Below are 14,884 nucleotides of genomic sequence, written 5' to 3' on the forward strand. Positions count from 1 at the left end.
GGAGGGGTGCCCCGCAGGGCGGCCGAGCGGCTGCTCGCCATCGAGCGGATCTACCACGAGCCCGCTGTGCACGACTGGGCGCGCGGCCGCGAGGTGCTGGCCCGGTTCCCCGACGCGGAGCTCGTCGAGGTGCCCTCCCACCAGGACATCCCCGGTCTCTACGGCAACGCCGGCCAGGTCGACGACTGGGTGCGGAACAAGCGGGGCGTGCTCGTGCTGGGGGAGAAGCGCAGCCTGCAGGCCCGACCCAACGGGCGTTCCGCGGACTTCATCGCGCCGTCCACCTCGAACGGGTGCGCCATGGCGTGCTCCTACTGCTACGTGCCGCGCCGGAAGGGCTACGCCAACCCGATCACCGTCTTCGTCAACATCGAGCGGATCCTGGGCTACCTCGAGCGGCACGTCGCACGGCAGGGACCGAAGCCGGAGCCCAACCAGTGCGACCCCCACGACTGGGTCTACGACCTCGGGGAGAACGGGGACTGCTCGGTCGACGCCCTCATCTCCGACAACGTGCGCGACCTGGTCGACCTGTTCGCCCGCACGCCGGGCGCCAAGGGGAGCTTCGCGACGAAGCTCGTCAACCGGGACCTGCTCGACTGGGACCCCCGCGGCGGCACCCGGGTGCGGTTCTCGCTGATGCCCCGCGAGATGTCGCGGCGCCTCGACCTGCGCACCTCGCCGATCGGCGAACGGATCGCTGCGGTCGACGACTTCGTCGCCGCGGGCTACGAGGTGCACCTCAACTTCAGTCCCGTGGTGCTCCACGAGGGCTGGTACGACGAGTGGCGCGACCTCCTCCGCGAGATCGCGGACGTCGTGTCGCCGGCGGCCCGGGAGCAGCTGGCCTGCGAGATCATCATGCTGACCCACAACGAGGGGCTGCACGAGATCAACCTCGGGTGGCACCCGCGCGGCGAGGACCTGCTGTGGCGTCCCGACCTGCAGGAGCCGAAGCGCAGCCACAGCGGGCAGGTGAACGTGCGCTACCGAGCCGCGTGGAAGCGGCGCTGGCTCGACCAGCTGCTCGAGCTGGTCGCGACGGAGCTGCCTGGCTGCCGCGTGCGCTACGCCTTCTGAGGCGGGCACCCGGTCGGGTGGGCCACCCGCCCGAGCGGTGGACAGCGGGGGCCGGACGCGGTGTACTGGCAGTTGGTCCGGTCCGGACCGTTCACGGTTCTCCAGCACGTGGGAGCCGGCCCCGCGCTCCGGCGCGACATCCTCGGGAGGCATTTGTGCCCACCCTCGTCCCCTCTGAACGCCCTCGTCGGCGGACCCACTTCAGTGTCGACATCGACGTCATCGACGGCGTCGTCACCCTCACCGGCGTGCTCGACGACGTCACCGTGCGCGGCCTCGACGACGCCGTGCTCGTGGCCGCCCGCGCCACCGGAGCGGAGGGTCCGCGCGACGTCGTCGTCGACCTGCGCGGGGCCGACCTCCTGTCCGCGGCCGCCACCCGCCTCCTCGAGGCCTCCGTCGTGACCGCGGCCGCGCAGGGCATCGCCGTGCGCTTCGACGCACCGGCGGGGTGCATGGCCCACCGTGTCCTCGTCGCGGTCCGCGCGCTGCTGGGTGACCGCGCCGAGCGGCTGCCGCTCGTCACGCGGACGGTGCGTCACCTCCATGTCGTGCCGCAACCGGCACGGGGCGCGGAGCTCGCGGGGACCGGGGCGGACACGCTGTAGGGGATTGGTCCCTCAGGGCATGCTGCGCCGCCCGGCCACGGGCGTGGGCGGGCGGCGGGTGGTGCTGGCCGGGGTCAGGTCTCGTGCGTCTGGTCTGGCGCCTCGTCGGGTGGTGGCCAGGGTCGGGTGCCGTCGCGGTCGACGAGGTAGCGCAGGCCCGTCGGGCTGGTCCAGATGAGCGCGTGGGGTGGTTCGCCGTTGTCTGGGTGGGTGGGCCGGTAGGTCCACCGTTTGCCGGTGCGTAGTTCGCGGTGGGTCTTCATGCGGTGGTGGCGTCGGCAGAGCGGGAAGAGGTTCTTGGTCGAGGTCTGGCCGGGTGGACCGTGCTCGTCGTAGGCCTGGCAGTGGTCGAGGTCGGCTGTTCTCGATGAGCGGGTGCAGTAGGGGAAGACGCAGCGGGGCCAGCGGGCTCTGACGTGGTCGGCGATGCGGTTCGGTGGGGTGTAGCCGTTCACGGCGTCATCGATGTTGAGGTCGATGATCGGCTTGATCGTGACGGTGGTGTCCGGTGCGGCGCACCAGGCCTGGACCTGCTCGACCGTGACGGCGCCTCGAGGTGCGCCGGGGGTGTCGAGGCGGGCGAGGTCGATGCCGGTCGTCCCGGTGCAGTGGTCGATCCCGGGCCCGAACCCGTTCAGGGTGCCGGTGATCGCGGCCTGGTCGAGGTGCACGAACAAGACGACCTCGCGCCGCGCCCGCTGAACAGGTCGGGGCTCGTCGCCAGCAGGCCCACTGGCCGCGCCGTACTCCAACGTCGCCACACCCTCGCAGCGCCGCGCGATCTCGCCCAGGGCGATGGAGCGGCGCACGTCGAGATCCTGGTCGCAGCCCAGCTCGGTCAGCTGCCGGGCCACGTGCGCGATCGTGCGTTCGAGGTCGAGCGCGTCCGCCAGGTCGAGGGTCCCGTGGACGTCGACGGTCCCGCGCAGCATCCCGGTGAGCGGGTCGGCGTAGGCGACGTCGCCGAGCTCGATCGTCAGGTGGCGTCCTCCGTCGGCTTCGGCCCGCTCGGCTTCGGTGGTCTCGGGGTCGAACCGGGCAGCGGCCTCGGCGACCAGCCGGTCGACCTCAGGACCGGTCGCCTTGCCCGCGACGTACGCGATGTGTCTGTCCACGAACCCCGCCGCCTCGAACTTCAGCGTCCGCGTGGTCTGGGCGATGCGCCGTCCCCGCCACACGTCGACCTCGCCGGCCGCGACACGGGCGTGCACCCGTGGGAGGCGGTAGCGCAGCTCCACCGCGTCGCCCACCAGCCGCCGGGCGGCGTCAAAGGAACAACCCCGGGCGGCGGCGACCTCGCCGATGCAGAACTCCGCCACCACCGGCGCCCCAGGACCACCCAGCTCGAGGAACTGATCCCCGGCCAACGTCTCGACATAGGACTCCTCGTGCCACTCACCCAGCACCGTGATCGGGTCACCCACCACCTCGGCCGACGCTGTGGGCAGAAGCCCAGTCACCCACCGCAACGAACGCAGCCGCCTCCGCGACACGAGCCGCCGTCGTGCGCTCGCGGACCGCGTCGATCAACGCGGTCGCCGTGTGCTGGGTCCCCCGATCCATAGCCCCAACTTTAGTCGAACACGCGTTCGAGCACCACCTCTTGGTGGTGACCTGTGGATGACCTCGCCACGCCGTCCTCAGTCGCCGGGGAGCCGCCCCGAGCGCACCAGCTCCTCGGCCACGTCGCGGACCTTCTTCTCCTGGCTCGACGACAGGCGGCGGAGCAGCTCGAAGCTGGAGTCCTGCGTGAGCCCGAAGCGCTCGATGAGGATGTCCTGGGCCATGCCGATGACGTGCCGCGAACCGATGGCGGAGCGGAGCTCCATCTCGAGCCGTGCCGACGCCAGCGCGTGGGCCGCGTGCGCGGCGTAGGAGCGTGCGAGGTCGACGCCCGCCCGGTCGTGGAACCCGCCGCTCGCGTCGCTGTAGATGTTGATCGCCCCCTGGGGTCGGCCTCCACGCGGCAGGTCGAGCGACAACGCCGCCCCCACGCCCAGCAACCGCGCCTGCGGTCCCCAGCGGGGCCACCGGTCGTCCGTGCCGACCTCGCCGCTGCGGATCCACCGGCAGGTGGAGGTGGACTCGACGCAGGGGCCCTCGTCGAGGGCGTACTGCAGGTCGTCGGCGTCCCGCGCCACCAGGTCGCTCGCCGCGAGCGTCGTGTTGACCCCGTGGTGCCGCAGGGTGAGGCTGACGTGGTCGGCGCCGGGGACGAGCCTGCCGACCTGGTCGACGATCAGCCGCGCGGTGCCGCCCGGATCGTGGCGGGCGTACAGGCGGTCCGCGAGTGCCGCGAGTGCGGCAGAGTCGTGGAGCGGGTCCATGGGACGCCTCTCCTCGTGGGGTGCGGGGCCCGGTGCAGGAGCCCTCTCCTCGACGGTAACGCAGGACCGGCTGCGACACGCCGGAGCAGGATGCATGGTTCTGGCTGTTCGGCTCAGAGCACCGCGTCGCCGCCGATGCCGCCGCGCCACCACCGGTAGCCGGCGACGCCGAGGGCGACCATGCCGACGCCCAGGCCGAGGTGGAGCCAGTTGTCGGCGTCGTTGAGGGGCACGACGTTGGCGTCGTGGGACTGGTCGACGGCGAGGCCGTAGATCCACAACGCCAGGTAGACCAGGCCACCCCCGACGAGGTACCCGACCGCCCACCGGGGCCGGGACGCCGCGAGCAGGCCGACGGCGCCGAAGAGCAGGTGGACGACGTTGTGCAGCACCGACACCTGGAAGAGGCCGAGCAGGTAGGCCTCGCTGTGGTGGCCGGCCATCGCGAGCTGGTCGTGGTCGGTGACGATGCCGGGCACGAACCCGAGCACGCCGACCAGCAGGAAGGTCGCGCCCACCACCAGGGTGGCGGTGCGCAGGAAGCGGGCGCCGGGTCGCGGTTGGGTGGGGACGTGGGTCGCGCTCATGGTGGCTCCTCGGGGCGGGTGGGAGGGGGACCGGATCCGGTACCCCTCGTCCCGGCTCGGACCCGTGCGGTCGAGCGCGGGCCGTCGCGGGTACCGGCGGCCCGTGACGACACCCTCGGCCGCCCCGGACCTGCTCGTGATCGGCGCCATGAGGGCCGGGACGGCCGCCTTGCAGGGGCTCCTGGACACCCACCCCGACATCGCGATGTCCGGCCGCTCCCCGAGCGCTCCGTTGCGCGGTGCGGCCTCAGCGGGGTGGACGGACCCGGCCGATCCCGGGGCGGCGGCGCGCATCGCGTCCACCGCGCCGGACGTCCGGTTGGTGATGCTCGTGCGCGACCCCCTCGAGCGTGCCCTGTCGCACTGGCGGCACCGCGTCCGCGAGGGCAGCGAGGAGCGTCCCGCGCCGCGCGCGCTCCCGGATCCGGCCAGCCCGTACGTCGCGCGCAGCCGCTACCACGAGGCGCTCGCGCCGTACCGGGCGAGCTTCGACGACGCGCAGCTGCTCGTGGTCGTGCTCGAGCGGCTGCGGGCCGAGCCGGCGCGCGAGCTCGCCCGCGTCCTGCGGCACGTCGGGGCCGACCCGGCGCGTGGCCCGGAGCCGCGACGTACCCGGGTGCCGGCACCGGCGGGGCCGACGCTCGACGCCGGCACCCGCGCCGCGTTCGCGGACGCCGTCAGGGACGACGCCACCGCCCTCCGGGCCTGGCTCGGCGACGACCTGCCCGAGTGGGCCTGAGGCCGGGTCCTAGGCCCGGGGCGAGCCCGCGTCGGGCGTCGGCAGGGCGCGCACGGCCGGGCCCTCCAGCACGTCGCCCGGCTCGTCGAAGCGGGAGCCGTGCAGGGGGCAGTCCCAGCTGCGCTCGGCGTCGTTCCACGTCAGCACCCCGCCCAGGTGGGTGCACACGGCCGACCCCTCAGCACCGCTGCCACGGCGGAGGCCGCAGAACCGCGAGCGCCGTACGACGTCGGGCTGGGGCGCCGCGGACGCGCGGTCCACCGAGGTGGAGCGCGGTGCCACCCAGCCGAGGGCCATCGCCACGGCGACCTCGGCGTTGATGACGCCCGAGGAGGGCAGGCCGGTCAGCTCGTGGCGGCTCCACGGCCGGAGGGCGTCGCGCCACTCCGGCGGGTCGGAGCGGAGGTCAGAGGCCAGGGCGAGGGCCGCGGCGATGCCGCCGGTCATGCCCCACTTCGAGAAGCCGCCTGCCACGAGGATCCGGTGGTTGCCCGGCACGATCGGTCCGGCGTAGGGGAGCGAGTGGTGGGGGGCGTAGTCCTGGGCGGACCACGCGGTCACCTCCACGGCTCCGGGGAAGTGCTCGGCCGTCCAGGAGCGGAGGTCGCCGAGCCGGTCGCTCGTCGGACGCGAGCGGCCGGTCGCGTGGCCGGCGCCGCCCACGAGGAGCACGGGCGGGCCGTCGGGCAGCGACGCCTCGCGCAGCGACCGGGAGGGCTGGTCGGCGGCGAGGTACATGGCCCGCGGGAGGACGGCTGCGGCACGGCCGGGCAGCTCGAAGGCGATGCTGTAGGAGCGCTGCGGGCTCATCCGGGCGAAGAACCCGCCGCGGTCGAGCATGGGCATGTTCGTCGCGACCACGACCCGACCGGCGCGCACGGTGGCGGCGTCCGCGTCCGCCCGCCTGACCTCCAGGCGCACGGGCGTGCCGTCGCTGACCGACGTCACCCGCGCGCCCTCGACGACCTGGACACCGGCCGCCCGGGCCCGCCGCGCCAGTGCGGCGACGAGGGCGAGGGGGTCGACCTGGTACTGCCCGTCCATCCACAGCGCCCCGGCGACCTCGAAGGGCAGCTCGGGGGCGTCGCCGCGACGTACCGTCAGACCGGAGCGCTGGACCGCCGACTCCTCCCGCCGCAGGGCGCGGAGGCCGGAGGCACCGTTGGCGTACGTCACGGCGTCGCGCTGCTCGAGGGTGACGCCCTCGGTGGTCGCCAGGTCGACGGCCCACGCCTGCGCGTCGCGGTGGGCCGCGGCGTACTGGCGCAGCACGCCGTCGCCGTGCTTGCGGGACACCTGGGAGAACTGGGTCCCCTGCAGGAGGCTGAGCTTCGCGGTGCTGCGACCCGTGGTGCCGGCGCCGAGGTGCCGCGCCTCCAGCAGGAGCACGTCCTCGCCCTCCTCGGCGAGCAGCAGGGCGGTCGTCAGTCCCGTCAGCCCGCCGCCGACCACGACCGTGCCGGCGTCGCTGGGCAGGTCGGTCGGGTCGGTGGGGGACGTGGGGGTGCGGAGCTCCCACAACGAGGTGAGCACGGGGTCCTCCAGGGGTGGGGTCGGGGTGCGTCGAGTGTCGTGGTGCGCGGTCGGCACGCCGGTACCCCCGCGGACGAGGGGTACCGGCCGCTCATGGACCTCTCCCTCGCCCTGATGCGACGTGGCTACCGGGCGCTGCCCGAGGAGCGAGAGCGACGTGGTGGCGCCGACACGTTCGCGACCCGTCTCCTCGGACGGCGCGCCGTGGTGCTCCACGGCCGGAAGGGGGTGCGGTTCTTCTACGACGAGAGCCTCGTCAGCCGGGTCGGCGCGGTGCCACCGCCCGTGGCCGGCCTGATCTTCGGCAGCGGGGCGATGCACGGGCTCGACGGCGCCGAGCACCGTCACCGCAAGGCTCTGTTCCTGGACCTCCTCGACCGCGCGGCCGTTGCGGAGGTCTCCGCCGCGGCCGCGCACCTGCTGCGGCACCGGCTCGAGCACGAGCTGGCGCGGGTCGGACCCGACGGGGAGGTGACCGTCGACCTGTTCGACGTGCTCGTCGAGGTCTACGGCGACACGGTCCTGCGGTGGGCGGGCGTGCCCGCGTCCGACGCGCAGCGGCTGCGGCTCGCCCACCGGATGGCGGCGATCGTCGACGGGTTCGGGGGTGCCGGCACGGCCTACGCGCGCGGCTGGCGCGATCGCCTGGTGCTCGACCGGTGGGCGACGCGCGTGGTGCGGGACGTGCGCCGGGCCGGTCGTGGAGACAGGGGCGGCGACGACACCCCGCTCGGGCGGATCGCCGCCCTCGACCTCCCGGCCCGCACCGCCGGTGTCGAGCTGCTCAACCTCCTGCGGCCGACGGTGGCGGTGGCCTGGCCAGCGACGTGGGCGGCCGTCGAGACGGTCGTGGACGAGCGTCGACCGGAGATCGCCGACGGACTGCGCGGCATCGACGCCGACCGGGTCGGCACGTGCGTGGCCCACGAGTCCCGTCGGGTGCGTCCCTTCGTGCCCGCGCTCGCGGGCAAGGTACGGCGCGCGACCACCCACGACGGCGTCCGGCTGGAACCGGGCGAGCGGGTGGTGCTCGACGTGGCCGGCACCAACGTCGACCCCGCGTGGTGGACGGGCCCCGGCGAGTTCGATCCGACCCGGTTCGACGGAGCCGAGCCCGACCCGTACGCCTTCGTGCCGCAGGGCGGGGGCGACCCGTCGCACGGGCACCGCTGCCCGGGCGAGCCGCTGACGGTGGCCCTGGTGCGGGCGACCCTGGCCGAGCTGGCGCGCGTCGAGCTGCGCGCCGCGCCGCCGGGCGGCCGGGAGCAGCCGCTCACCCGCATGCCGCGTCGGCCCGCGACCCGGGTGGTGCTGCGACCCCGGGGCTGAGGCGACCGGCATCCTCGACCGGTGGTCGGGTACCGGCGCCAGGCACGCGTCCGTGCACCGACGTACCCGACTCCCCTGGAGGAAGAGTGGACCCGTCCAAGCCCGTCGCCAAGGCCGCCCAGAAGCTCGAGGAGGCCGCCGAGCGGCTGCTCCCCGACACGCCCCACGTGCCGGGTGTCCCGTCCAGCACCACCCCGACGGTCGAGGAACCGACCGATCCCGCCGGCACCACGCACCCGCCGGCGCCGAAGCCCGACCAGGGCACCCCCGCACCCGTCTCGCCCACCGGCGTCCCCGTCACCGGCGACCCGCTCGACAGCGCCCAGCAGGGCCGGTGGCTGACGACGGCGACCGGCGTGCGGGTGCACGACACCGACCACTCGCTGAAGGCGGGACGGCGCGGGCCGACGCTGCTGCAGGACCACCACCTGCGCGAGAAGCTGATGCACTTCGACCACGAGCGCATTCCCGAGCGCGTCGTGCACGCCCGCGGTGCCGCGGCGCACGGCCGCTTCACCGGCTACGGGACGGCGGCCTCGATCTGCCACGCGAGCGTGTTCGACGAGGGCAAGGAGACCCCGGTCTTCGTGCGCTTCTCGACGGTCCTCGGCTCGCGCGGCTCCGCCGACACGGTGCGCGACACCCGTGGGTTCGCGACGAAGTTCTACACCGACGAGGGCATCTGGGACCTCGTCGGCAACAACATCCCGGTGTTCTTCATCCAGGACGGCATCAAGTTCCCCGACGTGATCCACGCCGGCAAGCCGCACCCGGACCGCGAGATCCCGCAGGCCCAGAGCGCGCACGACACCTTCTGGGACTTCGTCTCGCTCCACACCGAGGCGCAGCACCACGCCATCTGGAACATGTCGGACCGTGGCATCCCGCGCTCCTACCGGATGATGGAGGGCTTCGGCGTCCACACCTTCCGGTGCACCAACGCGGACGGTCAGACCAACCTCGTCAAGTTCCACTGGAAGCCGAAGCTCGGCGTGCACTCCCTGACGTGGGAGGAGGCACAGATGCTCGGCGGTTTCGACCCCGACTTCCACCGGCGGGACCTCTACGACGCGATCGAGTCGGGCGCCCATCCGGAGTGGGAGCTCGGCGTGCAGGTCTTCCCCGACACGCCCGACCAGATGTTCGAGGGCATCGACCTGCTCGACTCGACGAAGCTCGTGCCCGAGGAGCTCGCGGCCGTGCAGCCGATCGGCCGGCTCGTGCTCGACGCGAACCCGACGAACTTCTTCGCCGAGGTCGAGCAGGTGGCGTTCCACACCGGGCACATGGTCCCCGGCATCGACGCCACCGACGACCCGCTGCTGCAGGCGCGCAACTTCTCCTACCTCGACACCCAGCTCAGCCGGCTCGGTGGGCCGAACTTCAACCAGCTGCCCATCAACCGGCCGCACGCGCCCGTCAACGACATGCTGCGGGACGGGATGCACCAGACGGCCGTGCACGGCGGTGCTGCGCCGTACCGGCCGAACTCGCTCGACGGCGGCTGCCCCTTCCACGCGACGACCGACCAGAGCGACCCCGCGACGCGGGCGTTCGTCGAGGCGGCCGTGACGGTGGCGGAGGGGCGGAAGGTGCGCGACCAGCCGGCGTCGTACGACGACCACTTCAGCCAGACGCGCATGTTCTGGTTGAGCCTGAGCCCGGTCGAGCGGGAGCACGTCGTGCGCGCCTACACCTTCGAGCTCGGCAAGTGCTACGAGCAGGCCGTCAAGGAGCGGCAGCTGCTGGCGCTCGCGCAGGTCGACGCCGACCTCTGTGCCCAGGTGGCGGCCGGTCTCGGGCTCGAGGTGCCGACCGCGACGGAGCCCCTGCCCGAGGCGGCGCCGAGCCCGGCGCTCTCGCAGCTCGGGGCGACCTGGCCGGTCGAGGGCCGGATGATCGGCATCGTCGTCGGCGCCGGCTCCGACCCCGCCGACGTCGAGGTGCTCCGCGACGCCGTGCTCGCGGACGGCAACGTGCCGCTGCTCATCGGTCCCCACGGCGGCGAGGTCGCCGGTGCGACCGTGCAGCGGACGTTCGCGACGGCCCGTTCGGTCGAGTTCGACGCGCTGGTGCTCACCGATGCCCCCGTGCCCGGTCCCGACGTGCCGCCGTCGCCGACGGGACGCACGCTCGACGTCGACCCCCGCGTGACCCTGCTCGTCGAGGAGGTCTTCCGGCACGCGAAGGCGATCGCCGCCGTCGGTCGTGGCGCCGAGGTGCTCCCGGCGGCCAACGTGCCGGCGGAGGTGTCGGGTGTGCTCACCGACCTCGAGGCCGCCGCCGTGTGGCCCGCGCTCACCGAGCTGCTGGCCACGCACCGCGCTTGGGAGCGCTTCCCGGTCGCCGTGGGCTGAGCCGGGGTTCTCCGGCCCGGCCCCGCGTCGTGTAACGCGGTGTCCGTGTCACTGCACACGTGGTCGACCACGTGTGCAGTGACCAGAACACCGCGTTACACGACGGCGGGGTCACGTCCTGCCCCAGACTGGGGCGATGACCGACCTCGTGAACAACCGGCAGCGCTCCCGCTGGAGCCGTCGCCCCTCTCCCGCGCTGGCCGTCCTCGGAGGTACGGCGCTGGTCGTGGGTGGCTTCGTCGCGTGGCGCGCGCTGCCCCCGGCGCCCGACGCGGAGCTGGACGGGCTGCGGGTGCTGACGGACACGACGCGGCCGGGCGGGGGCATGGACGCCCTCATGTCGGGTGAGCTGGTCGCCGCCGGGGGCTGCGTCGGCGTCGAGAGCGACGGCTTCGTGACGCTCGTCGTGTGGCCCCGCGGCACGAAGGTGGAGGACGGTGCCGTCGTGACCCCTGGCGGCACCCGTGCACGGCTTGGCGAGCAGCTCGAGCTCGGCGGCGGTGGAATCGATGTCGAGGCCGCCAACGAGGTGCTCGATCCCGAGATCCCGGGCGACTGCCTCGACGCGACGACCGACGTCTTCCTCCCGCAACCGGACGAGTGATCCACGGGACGGGGAATCACTGACCCCCACCGCCCATCGGCGCTCGGCCGTCCAGGTCCCACGTCAGGGCGAAGCCCTCTGCCGCCGCCTCCGACGACGCGTCGGCGAGCACGGCCTCGAGTCGCGCGGCCGGGCCCGTCGATCGCGCCGCGAATCCGCGATATCCCCGCACGTGGACCGCGAGTGCCCGCGACCGGAGGTCGATCCCACCCTCGCCGTCCACGATGTCGCGGAGGCAGTCGACGAGTGCGTCGAGGTTGCCTCCGAAGTAGTCCGGGAAGCGCAGCACCCGCGCGATCCCCGCCAGAGCGTCGTCGAGGTCGTTCCAGCTCGATGCGTCGACGTCGACGCGTGTGGTCTCGGCGCTCACCGTCGAAGGCTACGCGCGCCGGGGAATCCCTCGCCCCCACCGACCGTTGGCCCTCGCATGACCACCTTGGGGCTCATCGGAGCAGGCAACATCGGGAGCACGCTCGCACGTCTGGCCGTCGCGGCCGGGTACGACGTCGTGCTCAGCAACAGCCGGGGACCGGAGTCGCTCGTCGACCTCGTCGCCGACATCGGCAACACGGCCCGGGCCGCGACGGTCGAGCAGGCGGCACGGGAGGGCGACGTCGTCGTCGTGACCGTCCCGCTCAAGGCGTACCGCGACGTGCCGGTCGAGCCGCTCGCCGGCAAGGTCGTGCTCGACACGAACAACTACTACCCGGAGCGCGACGGCCGGATCGCCGAGCTCGACGACGAGAGCACCACCACGAGCGAGCTGCTCCAGGCGCACCTGCCGGAGTCGCACGTGGTGAAGGTCTTCAACAACATCTTCTACCAGCACCTCCTGCTGCTCGCCCGGCCGGACGGTGATCCCGAGCGCAGCGTTCTGCCGATCGCGGGCGACGACGCGGAGGCGAAGACGACCGCGGCCAAGGTGCTCGACGACCTGGGCTACGACGCCTACGACGTGGGTCCGCTCGCCGAGGGCTGGCGCTACCAGCGGGACCTCCCGGCGTACGCCGGCTTGTTCGTCGACGGCGACGACTGGGCCAACCCGCACCCGTCCACCGTCGCGCTCCTCGAGGAGAAGCTCGCGGCGGCGAAGCGGTACCGCGACCTGGGCTGACGCCGGAGAGACCCGACAGCGCGGTGGTTCGCTGAGCACCCGTCTGCTCAGCGAACCACCGCGCTGTCGCGTCAGAAGATGATCCGCCAGGCCTCCGCCGCGCCGAGGATGACCAGACAGGCCAGCATGACGAGCACGGCGAGCGCGACGACGCAGCCGAGGACGCAGCCCAGGTCGGACGAGTCGGGCGGAGGCTGCCGGCGCTCCCACTCGTCGGGCAGCGGATGACCGGCGGCCATCCACGCGCGTGCGTGGCCCGCGTCGCAGAACGACCGCACGCACCGGATCATCCAGTCGCCCTCGGGAGGCCAGTCGTCGTCGACCTCGTCCCACGGCGCCACGTCCCCGTCCCCCGTTCCAGTCCCGGAAGAGCGCGACCCGCGTCGTGTCGGGCGACCGCAGGTCCAGCGTCCGGCCGCACTGCGCGCAGACGACGCCGGCGGGCTGGTCCTCGGGTGCGTCCACGCCGGTGAACCTAGACCGTCGTCCCCACGTCCGGGGCCGGCGTCCCGAAACCGACGCGAGCCCGACCATCGACGACCGCTAGCATCGCGCCCGGACATGAAACGTGCCCGACCACCACGACCCGACCCCCGAGGAGCCCCCCGGTGCCCGACATCCTGATCACCCGCATCCACGCCGACGAGCGTGAGGAGCGGAGGGTCACGACGGGCACCAAGGCGTGGGAGCTCTTCGCCGAGCAGCCCGACGTCATCGCGGCCCGGGTCGCGGGCCAGCTGCGAGACCTCGCCCACGAGCTCGCCGACGGCGACGAGGTGGAGGCCGTCGAGATCTCCAGCCCGGACGGCCTCGACATCCTGCGGCACTCGACCGCCCACGTGCTCGCCCAGGCCGTGCAGCAGCTCTTCCCGGAGGCCAAGCTCGGCATCGGACCGCCGATCCGCGACGGGTTCTACTACGACTTCGACGTCGAGACCCCGTTCACCCCCGCGGACCTCGAGAAGATCGAGTCGCGGATGCGCAAGATCGTCAAGGAGAACCAGCGCTTCTCCCGGCGCGTCACCACCGGCGCCGACGCCTTGACCGAGCTGCAGGACGAGCCCTACAAGCTCGAGCTCATCGCGCTCAAGGGCGGGGGAGCGGCCGAGGACGCCGCCGAGGGAGCGAGCGTCGAGGTGGGCGGCGCCGAGCTGACGATCTACGACAACATCGGCCGCAGCGGCGACGTGGTCTGGAAGGACCTCTGCCGCGGCCCGCACCTGCCGACCACCAAGCGCATCCCGGCGTTCAAGCTGATGCGGTCGGCCGCGGCGTACTGGCGGGGCAACGAGAAGAACAAGCAGCTGCAGCGCGTCTACGGCACCGCCTGGGAGAGCAAGGAGGCCCTCGAGGCCCACCTGCACCGCATCGAGGAGGCCGAGCGCCGCGACCACCGCAAGCTGGGCCGTGAGCTCGACCTGTTCAGCTTCCCCGACGAGATCGGCTCCGGGCTGCCCGTCTTCCACCCCAAGGGCGGCGTCATCAAGCGCGCGATGGAGGACTACGTCCGCCAGCGGCACGTCGAGGAGGGCTTCGAGTACGTGGGCACCCCCCACATCTCGAAGGAGGGCACGTTCCACCTCTCGGGCCACCTGCCCTACTACGCCGACGGCATGTTCCCGCCCATGGAGTTCGAGGGCGAGAACTACTACCTCAAGGCCATGAACTGCCCGATGCACAACCTGATCTTCCGCTCGCGCGGACGGTCCTACCGCGAGCTGCCGCTGCGGCTGTTCGAGTTCGGGCACGTCTACCGCTACGAGAAGTCGGGCGTCATCCACGGCCTCACCCGGGTGCGCGGGTTCGCGCAGGACGACTCGCACTCCTACTGCACCCCCGAGCAGGCGCCGGCCGAGGTGAAGCACCTCCTCGACTTCATGCTGGGCGTGCTGCGCGACTTCGGCCTCGAGGACTTCTACCTCGAGCTGTCGACCCGCGACGAGTCGAAGCCCGACAAGTTCGTCGGCACGACCGAGCAGTGGGAGTCGGCGACCGCGGTGCTGGAGCGCGTGGCGACCGAGTCGGGTCTCGAGCTCGTCCCGGACCCCGGCGGCGCGGCGTTCTACGGCCCGAAGATCTCCGTGCAGGCGCAGGACGCCATCGGTCGCACCTGGCAGATGGGCACGGTGCAGTACGACTTCAACCAGCCCCAGGGCTTCGACCTGACCTACACCTCGTCCGACGGCTCGAAGCAGCAGCCGGTGATGATCCACGCGGCCAAGTTCGGCTCGATCGAGCGGTTCCTCGGCGTGCTCGTGGAGCACTACGCCGGCGCCTTCCCGCCCTGGCTCGCCCCGGTCCAGGTGCAGGCGATCCCGGTCGCCGAGCGCCACGTCGACTACCTGTACGACGTGGCCAAGCGCCTCAAGGCCGCCGGCATCCGCGTCGAGGTGGACGACTCCGACGACCGGATGCAGAAGAAGATCCGCAACGCGCAGCTGCAGAAGGTGCCCTTCATGGTCATCGTCGGCGACGCGGACGTCGAGGCGGGCGCGGTGTCCTTCCGCTACCGCAACGGCGACCAGGACAACGGCGTGCCGCTGGACGAGGCGATCCAGCGCGTCGTGGACGCGGTCGCCGCCCGCACCCAGGTCTGAGGCACGGGC

The 14,884-nt window shown here is 73.0% G+C and carries 15 protein-coding genes; 8 read left to right on the forward strand and 7 right to left on the reverse strand.

Annotation, left to right across the window (positions count from 1 at the left end; all coding sequences use genetic code 11):
* Nucleotides 1-6: 6 nt before the first annotated feature.
* The gene (locus QE405_RS06095) at nucleotides 7-1,080 is read left to right on the forward strand and encodes a spore photoproduct lyase family protein (RefSeq protein WP_307199317.1); all 1,074 of its coding nucleotides are present in this window, start codon (nucleotides 7-9) and stop codon (nucleotides 1,078-1,080) included.
* Between the two features lie 155 nt (nucleotides 1,081-1,235).
* On the forward strand, nucleotides 1,236-1,688 hold the full coding sequence (locus QE405_RS06100) for a hypothetical protein (protein WP_307199318.1): 453 nt from the start codon (nucleotides 1,236-1,238) through the stop codon (nucleotides 1,686-1,688).
* A gap of 74 nt (nucleotides 1,689-1,762) precedes the next feature.
* On the opposite strand, the gene QE405_RS06105 is transcribed toward QE405_RS06100, so the two are convergent.
* The 4 genes from QE405_RS06105 to QE405_RS06120 form a co-directional block, all read right to left on the reverse strand.
* Nucleotides 1,763-3,115, reverse strand: a complete 1,353-nt coding sequence (locus QE405_RS06105) for an HNH endonuclease signature motif containing protein (RefSeq protein ID WP_307199319.1) — start codon at nucleotides 3,113-3,115, stop codon at nucleotides 1,763-1,765.
* Complete coding sequence (locus tag QE405_RS06110; RefSeq protein WP_307199320.1) at nucleotides 3,105-3,251, reverse strand: hypothetical protein; 147 nt, start codon at nucleotides 3,249-3,251, stop codon at nucleotides 3,105-3,107. The genes QE405_RS06105 and QE405_RS06110 overlap by 11 nt, the downstream gene beginning before the upstream one ends.
* A gap of 77 nt (nucleotides 3,252-3,328) precedes the next feature.
* Complete coding sequence (locus QE405_RS06115) at nucleotides 3,329-4,015, reverse strand: GAF and ANTAR domain-containing protein (RefSeq protein WP_307199321.1); 687 nt, start codon at nucleotides 4,013-4,015, stop codon at nucleotides 3,329-3,331.
* 113 nt (nucleotides 4,016-4,128) lie between these two features.
* On the reverse strand, nucleotides 4,129-4,602 hold the full coding sequence (locus tag QE405_RS06120; protein ID WP_307199322.1) for a DUF4383 domain-containing protein: 474 nt from the start codon (nucleotides 4,600-4,602) through the stop codon (nucleotides 4,129-4,131).
* A 103-nt stretch (nucleotides 4,603-4,705) separates the two neighbouring features.
* On the opposite strand from QE405_RS06120, the gene QE405_RS06125 reads away from it, so the two are divergent.
* Nucleotides 4,706-5,341, forward strand: coding sequence for a sulfotransferase (locus tag QE405_RS06125; protein WP_307199323.1), 636 nt, complete (start codon nucleotides 4,706-4,708; stop codon nucleotides 5,339-5,341).
* 9 nt (nucleotides 5,342-5,350) lie between these two features.
* On the opposite strand, the gene QE405_RS06130 is transcribed toward QE405_RS06125, so the two are convergent.
* Complete coding sequence (locus tag QE405_RS06130; protein WP_307199324.1) at nucleotides 5,351-6,931, reverse strand: FAD-dependent oxidoreductase; 1,581 nt, start codon at nucleotides 6,929-6,931, stop codon at nucleotides 5,351-5,353.
* A 36-nt stretch (nucleotides 6,932-6,967) separates the two neighbouring features.
* On the opposite strand from QE405_RS06130, the gene QE405_RS06135 reads away from it, so the two are divergent.
* The 3 genes from QE405_RS06135 (at nucleotide 6,968) to QE405_RS06145 (ending at nucleotide 11,164) form a co-directional block, all read left to right on the forward strand.
* A complete protein-coding gene (locus tag QE405_RS06135) occupies nucleotides 6,968-8,203 on the forward strand; it encodes a cytochrome P450 (RefSeq protein ID WP_307199325.1) in 1,236 nt (411 codons plus the stop codon).
* An 86-nt stretch (nucleotides 8,204-8,289) separates the two neighbouring features.
* The gene (locus QE405_RS06140) at nucleotides 8,290-10,560 is read left to right on the forward strand and encodes a catalase (RefSeq protein WP_307199326.1); all 2,271 of its coding nucleotides are present in this window, start codon (nucleotides 8,290-8,292) and stop codon (nucleotides 10,558-10,560) included.
* A 136-nt stretch (nucleotides 10,561-10,696) separates the two neighbouring features.
* Entirely contained in the window at nucleotides 10,697-11,164 is a 468-nt protein-coding gene (locus QE405_RS06145; RefSeq protein ID WP_307199327.1) for a hypothetical protein, read from the forward strand.
* Nucleotides 11,165-11,180: 16 nt separating this feature from the next.
* On the opposite strand, the gene QE405_RS06150 is transcribed toward QE405_RS06145, so the two are convergent.
* Entirely contained in the window at nucleotides 11,181-11,534 is a 354-nt protein-coding gene (locus QE405_RS06150; RefSeq protein ID WP_307199328.1) for a barstar family protein, read from the reverse strand.
* A gap of 57 nt (nucleotides 11,535-11,591) precedes the next feature.
* Here QE405_RS06150 and QE405_RS06155 point away from each other — a divergent pair, with 57 nt between their 5' ends.
* Nucleotides 11,592-12,278, forward strand: a complete 687-nt coding sequence (locus QE405_RS06155; protein ID WP_307199329.1) for an NADPH-dependent F420 reductase — start codon at nucleotides 11,592-11,594, stop codon at nucleotides 12,276-12,278.
* A 71-nt stretch (nucleotides 12,279-12,349) separates the two neighbouring features.
* On the opposite strand, the gene QE405_RS06160 is transcribed toward QE405_RS06155, so the two are convergent.
* The gene (locus QE405_RS06160; RefSeq protein ID WP_307199330.1) at nucleotides 12,350-12,619 is read right to left on the reverse strand and encodes a hypothetical protein; all 270 of its coding nucleotides are present in this window, start codon (nucleotides 12,617-12,619) and stop codon (nucleotides 12,350-12,352) included.
* Nucleotides 12,620-12,886: 267 nt separating this feature from the next.
* On the opposite strand from QE405_RS06160, the gene thrS reads away from it, so the two are divergent.
* Nucleotides 12,887-14,875, forward strand: a complete 1,989-nt coding sequence (gene thrS, locus QE405_RS06165; protein WP_307199331.1) for a threonine--tRNA ligase — start codon at nucleotides 12,887-12,889, stop codon at nucleotides 14,873-14,875.
* Nucleotides 14,876-14,884 lie beyond the last annotated feature (9 nt).

This window comes from Nocardioides zeae, assembly GCF_030818655.1.
Classification (GTDB): Bacteria; Actinomycetota; Actinomycetes; order Propionibacteriales; family Nocardioidaceae; genus Nocardioides; species Nocardioides zeae_A.

Coding starts and splice junctions, on each gene's coding strand:
- QE405_RS06110 (WP_307199320.1), bottom strand. CDS start 3,251: ATGGATCGGGGGACCCAGCACACGGCGACCGCGTTGATCGACGCGGTC.
- QE405_RS06115 (WP_307199321.1), bottom strand. CDS start 4,015: ATGGACCCGCTCCACGACTCTGCCGCACTCGCGGCACTCGCGGACCGC.
- QE405_RS06120 (WP_307199322.1), bottom strand. CDS start 4,602: ATGAGCGCGACCCACGTCCCCACCCAACCGCGACCCGGCGCCCGCTTC.
- QE405_RS06135 (WP_307199325.1), top strand. CDS start 6,968: ATGGACCTCTCCCTCGCCCTGATGCGACGTGGCTACCGGGCGCTGCCC.
- QE405_RS06145 (WP_307199327.1), top strand. CDS start 10,697: ATGACCGACCTCGTGAACAACCGGCAGCGCTCCCGCTGGAGCCGTCGC.
- QE405_RS06155 (WP_307199329.1), top strand. CDS start 11,592: ATGACCACCTTGGGGCTCATCGGAGCAGGCAACATCGGGAGCACGCTC.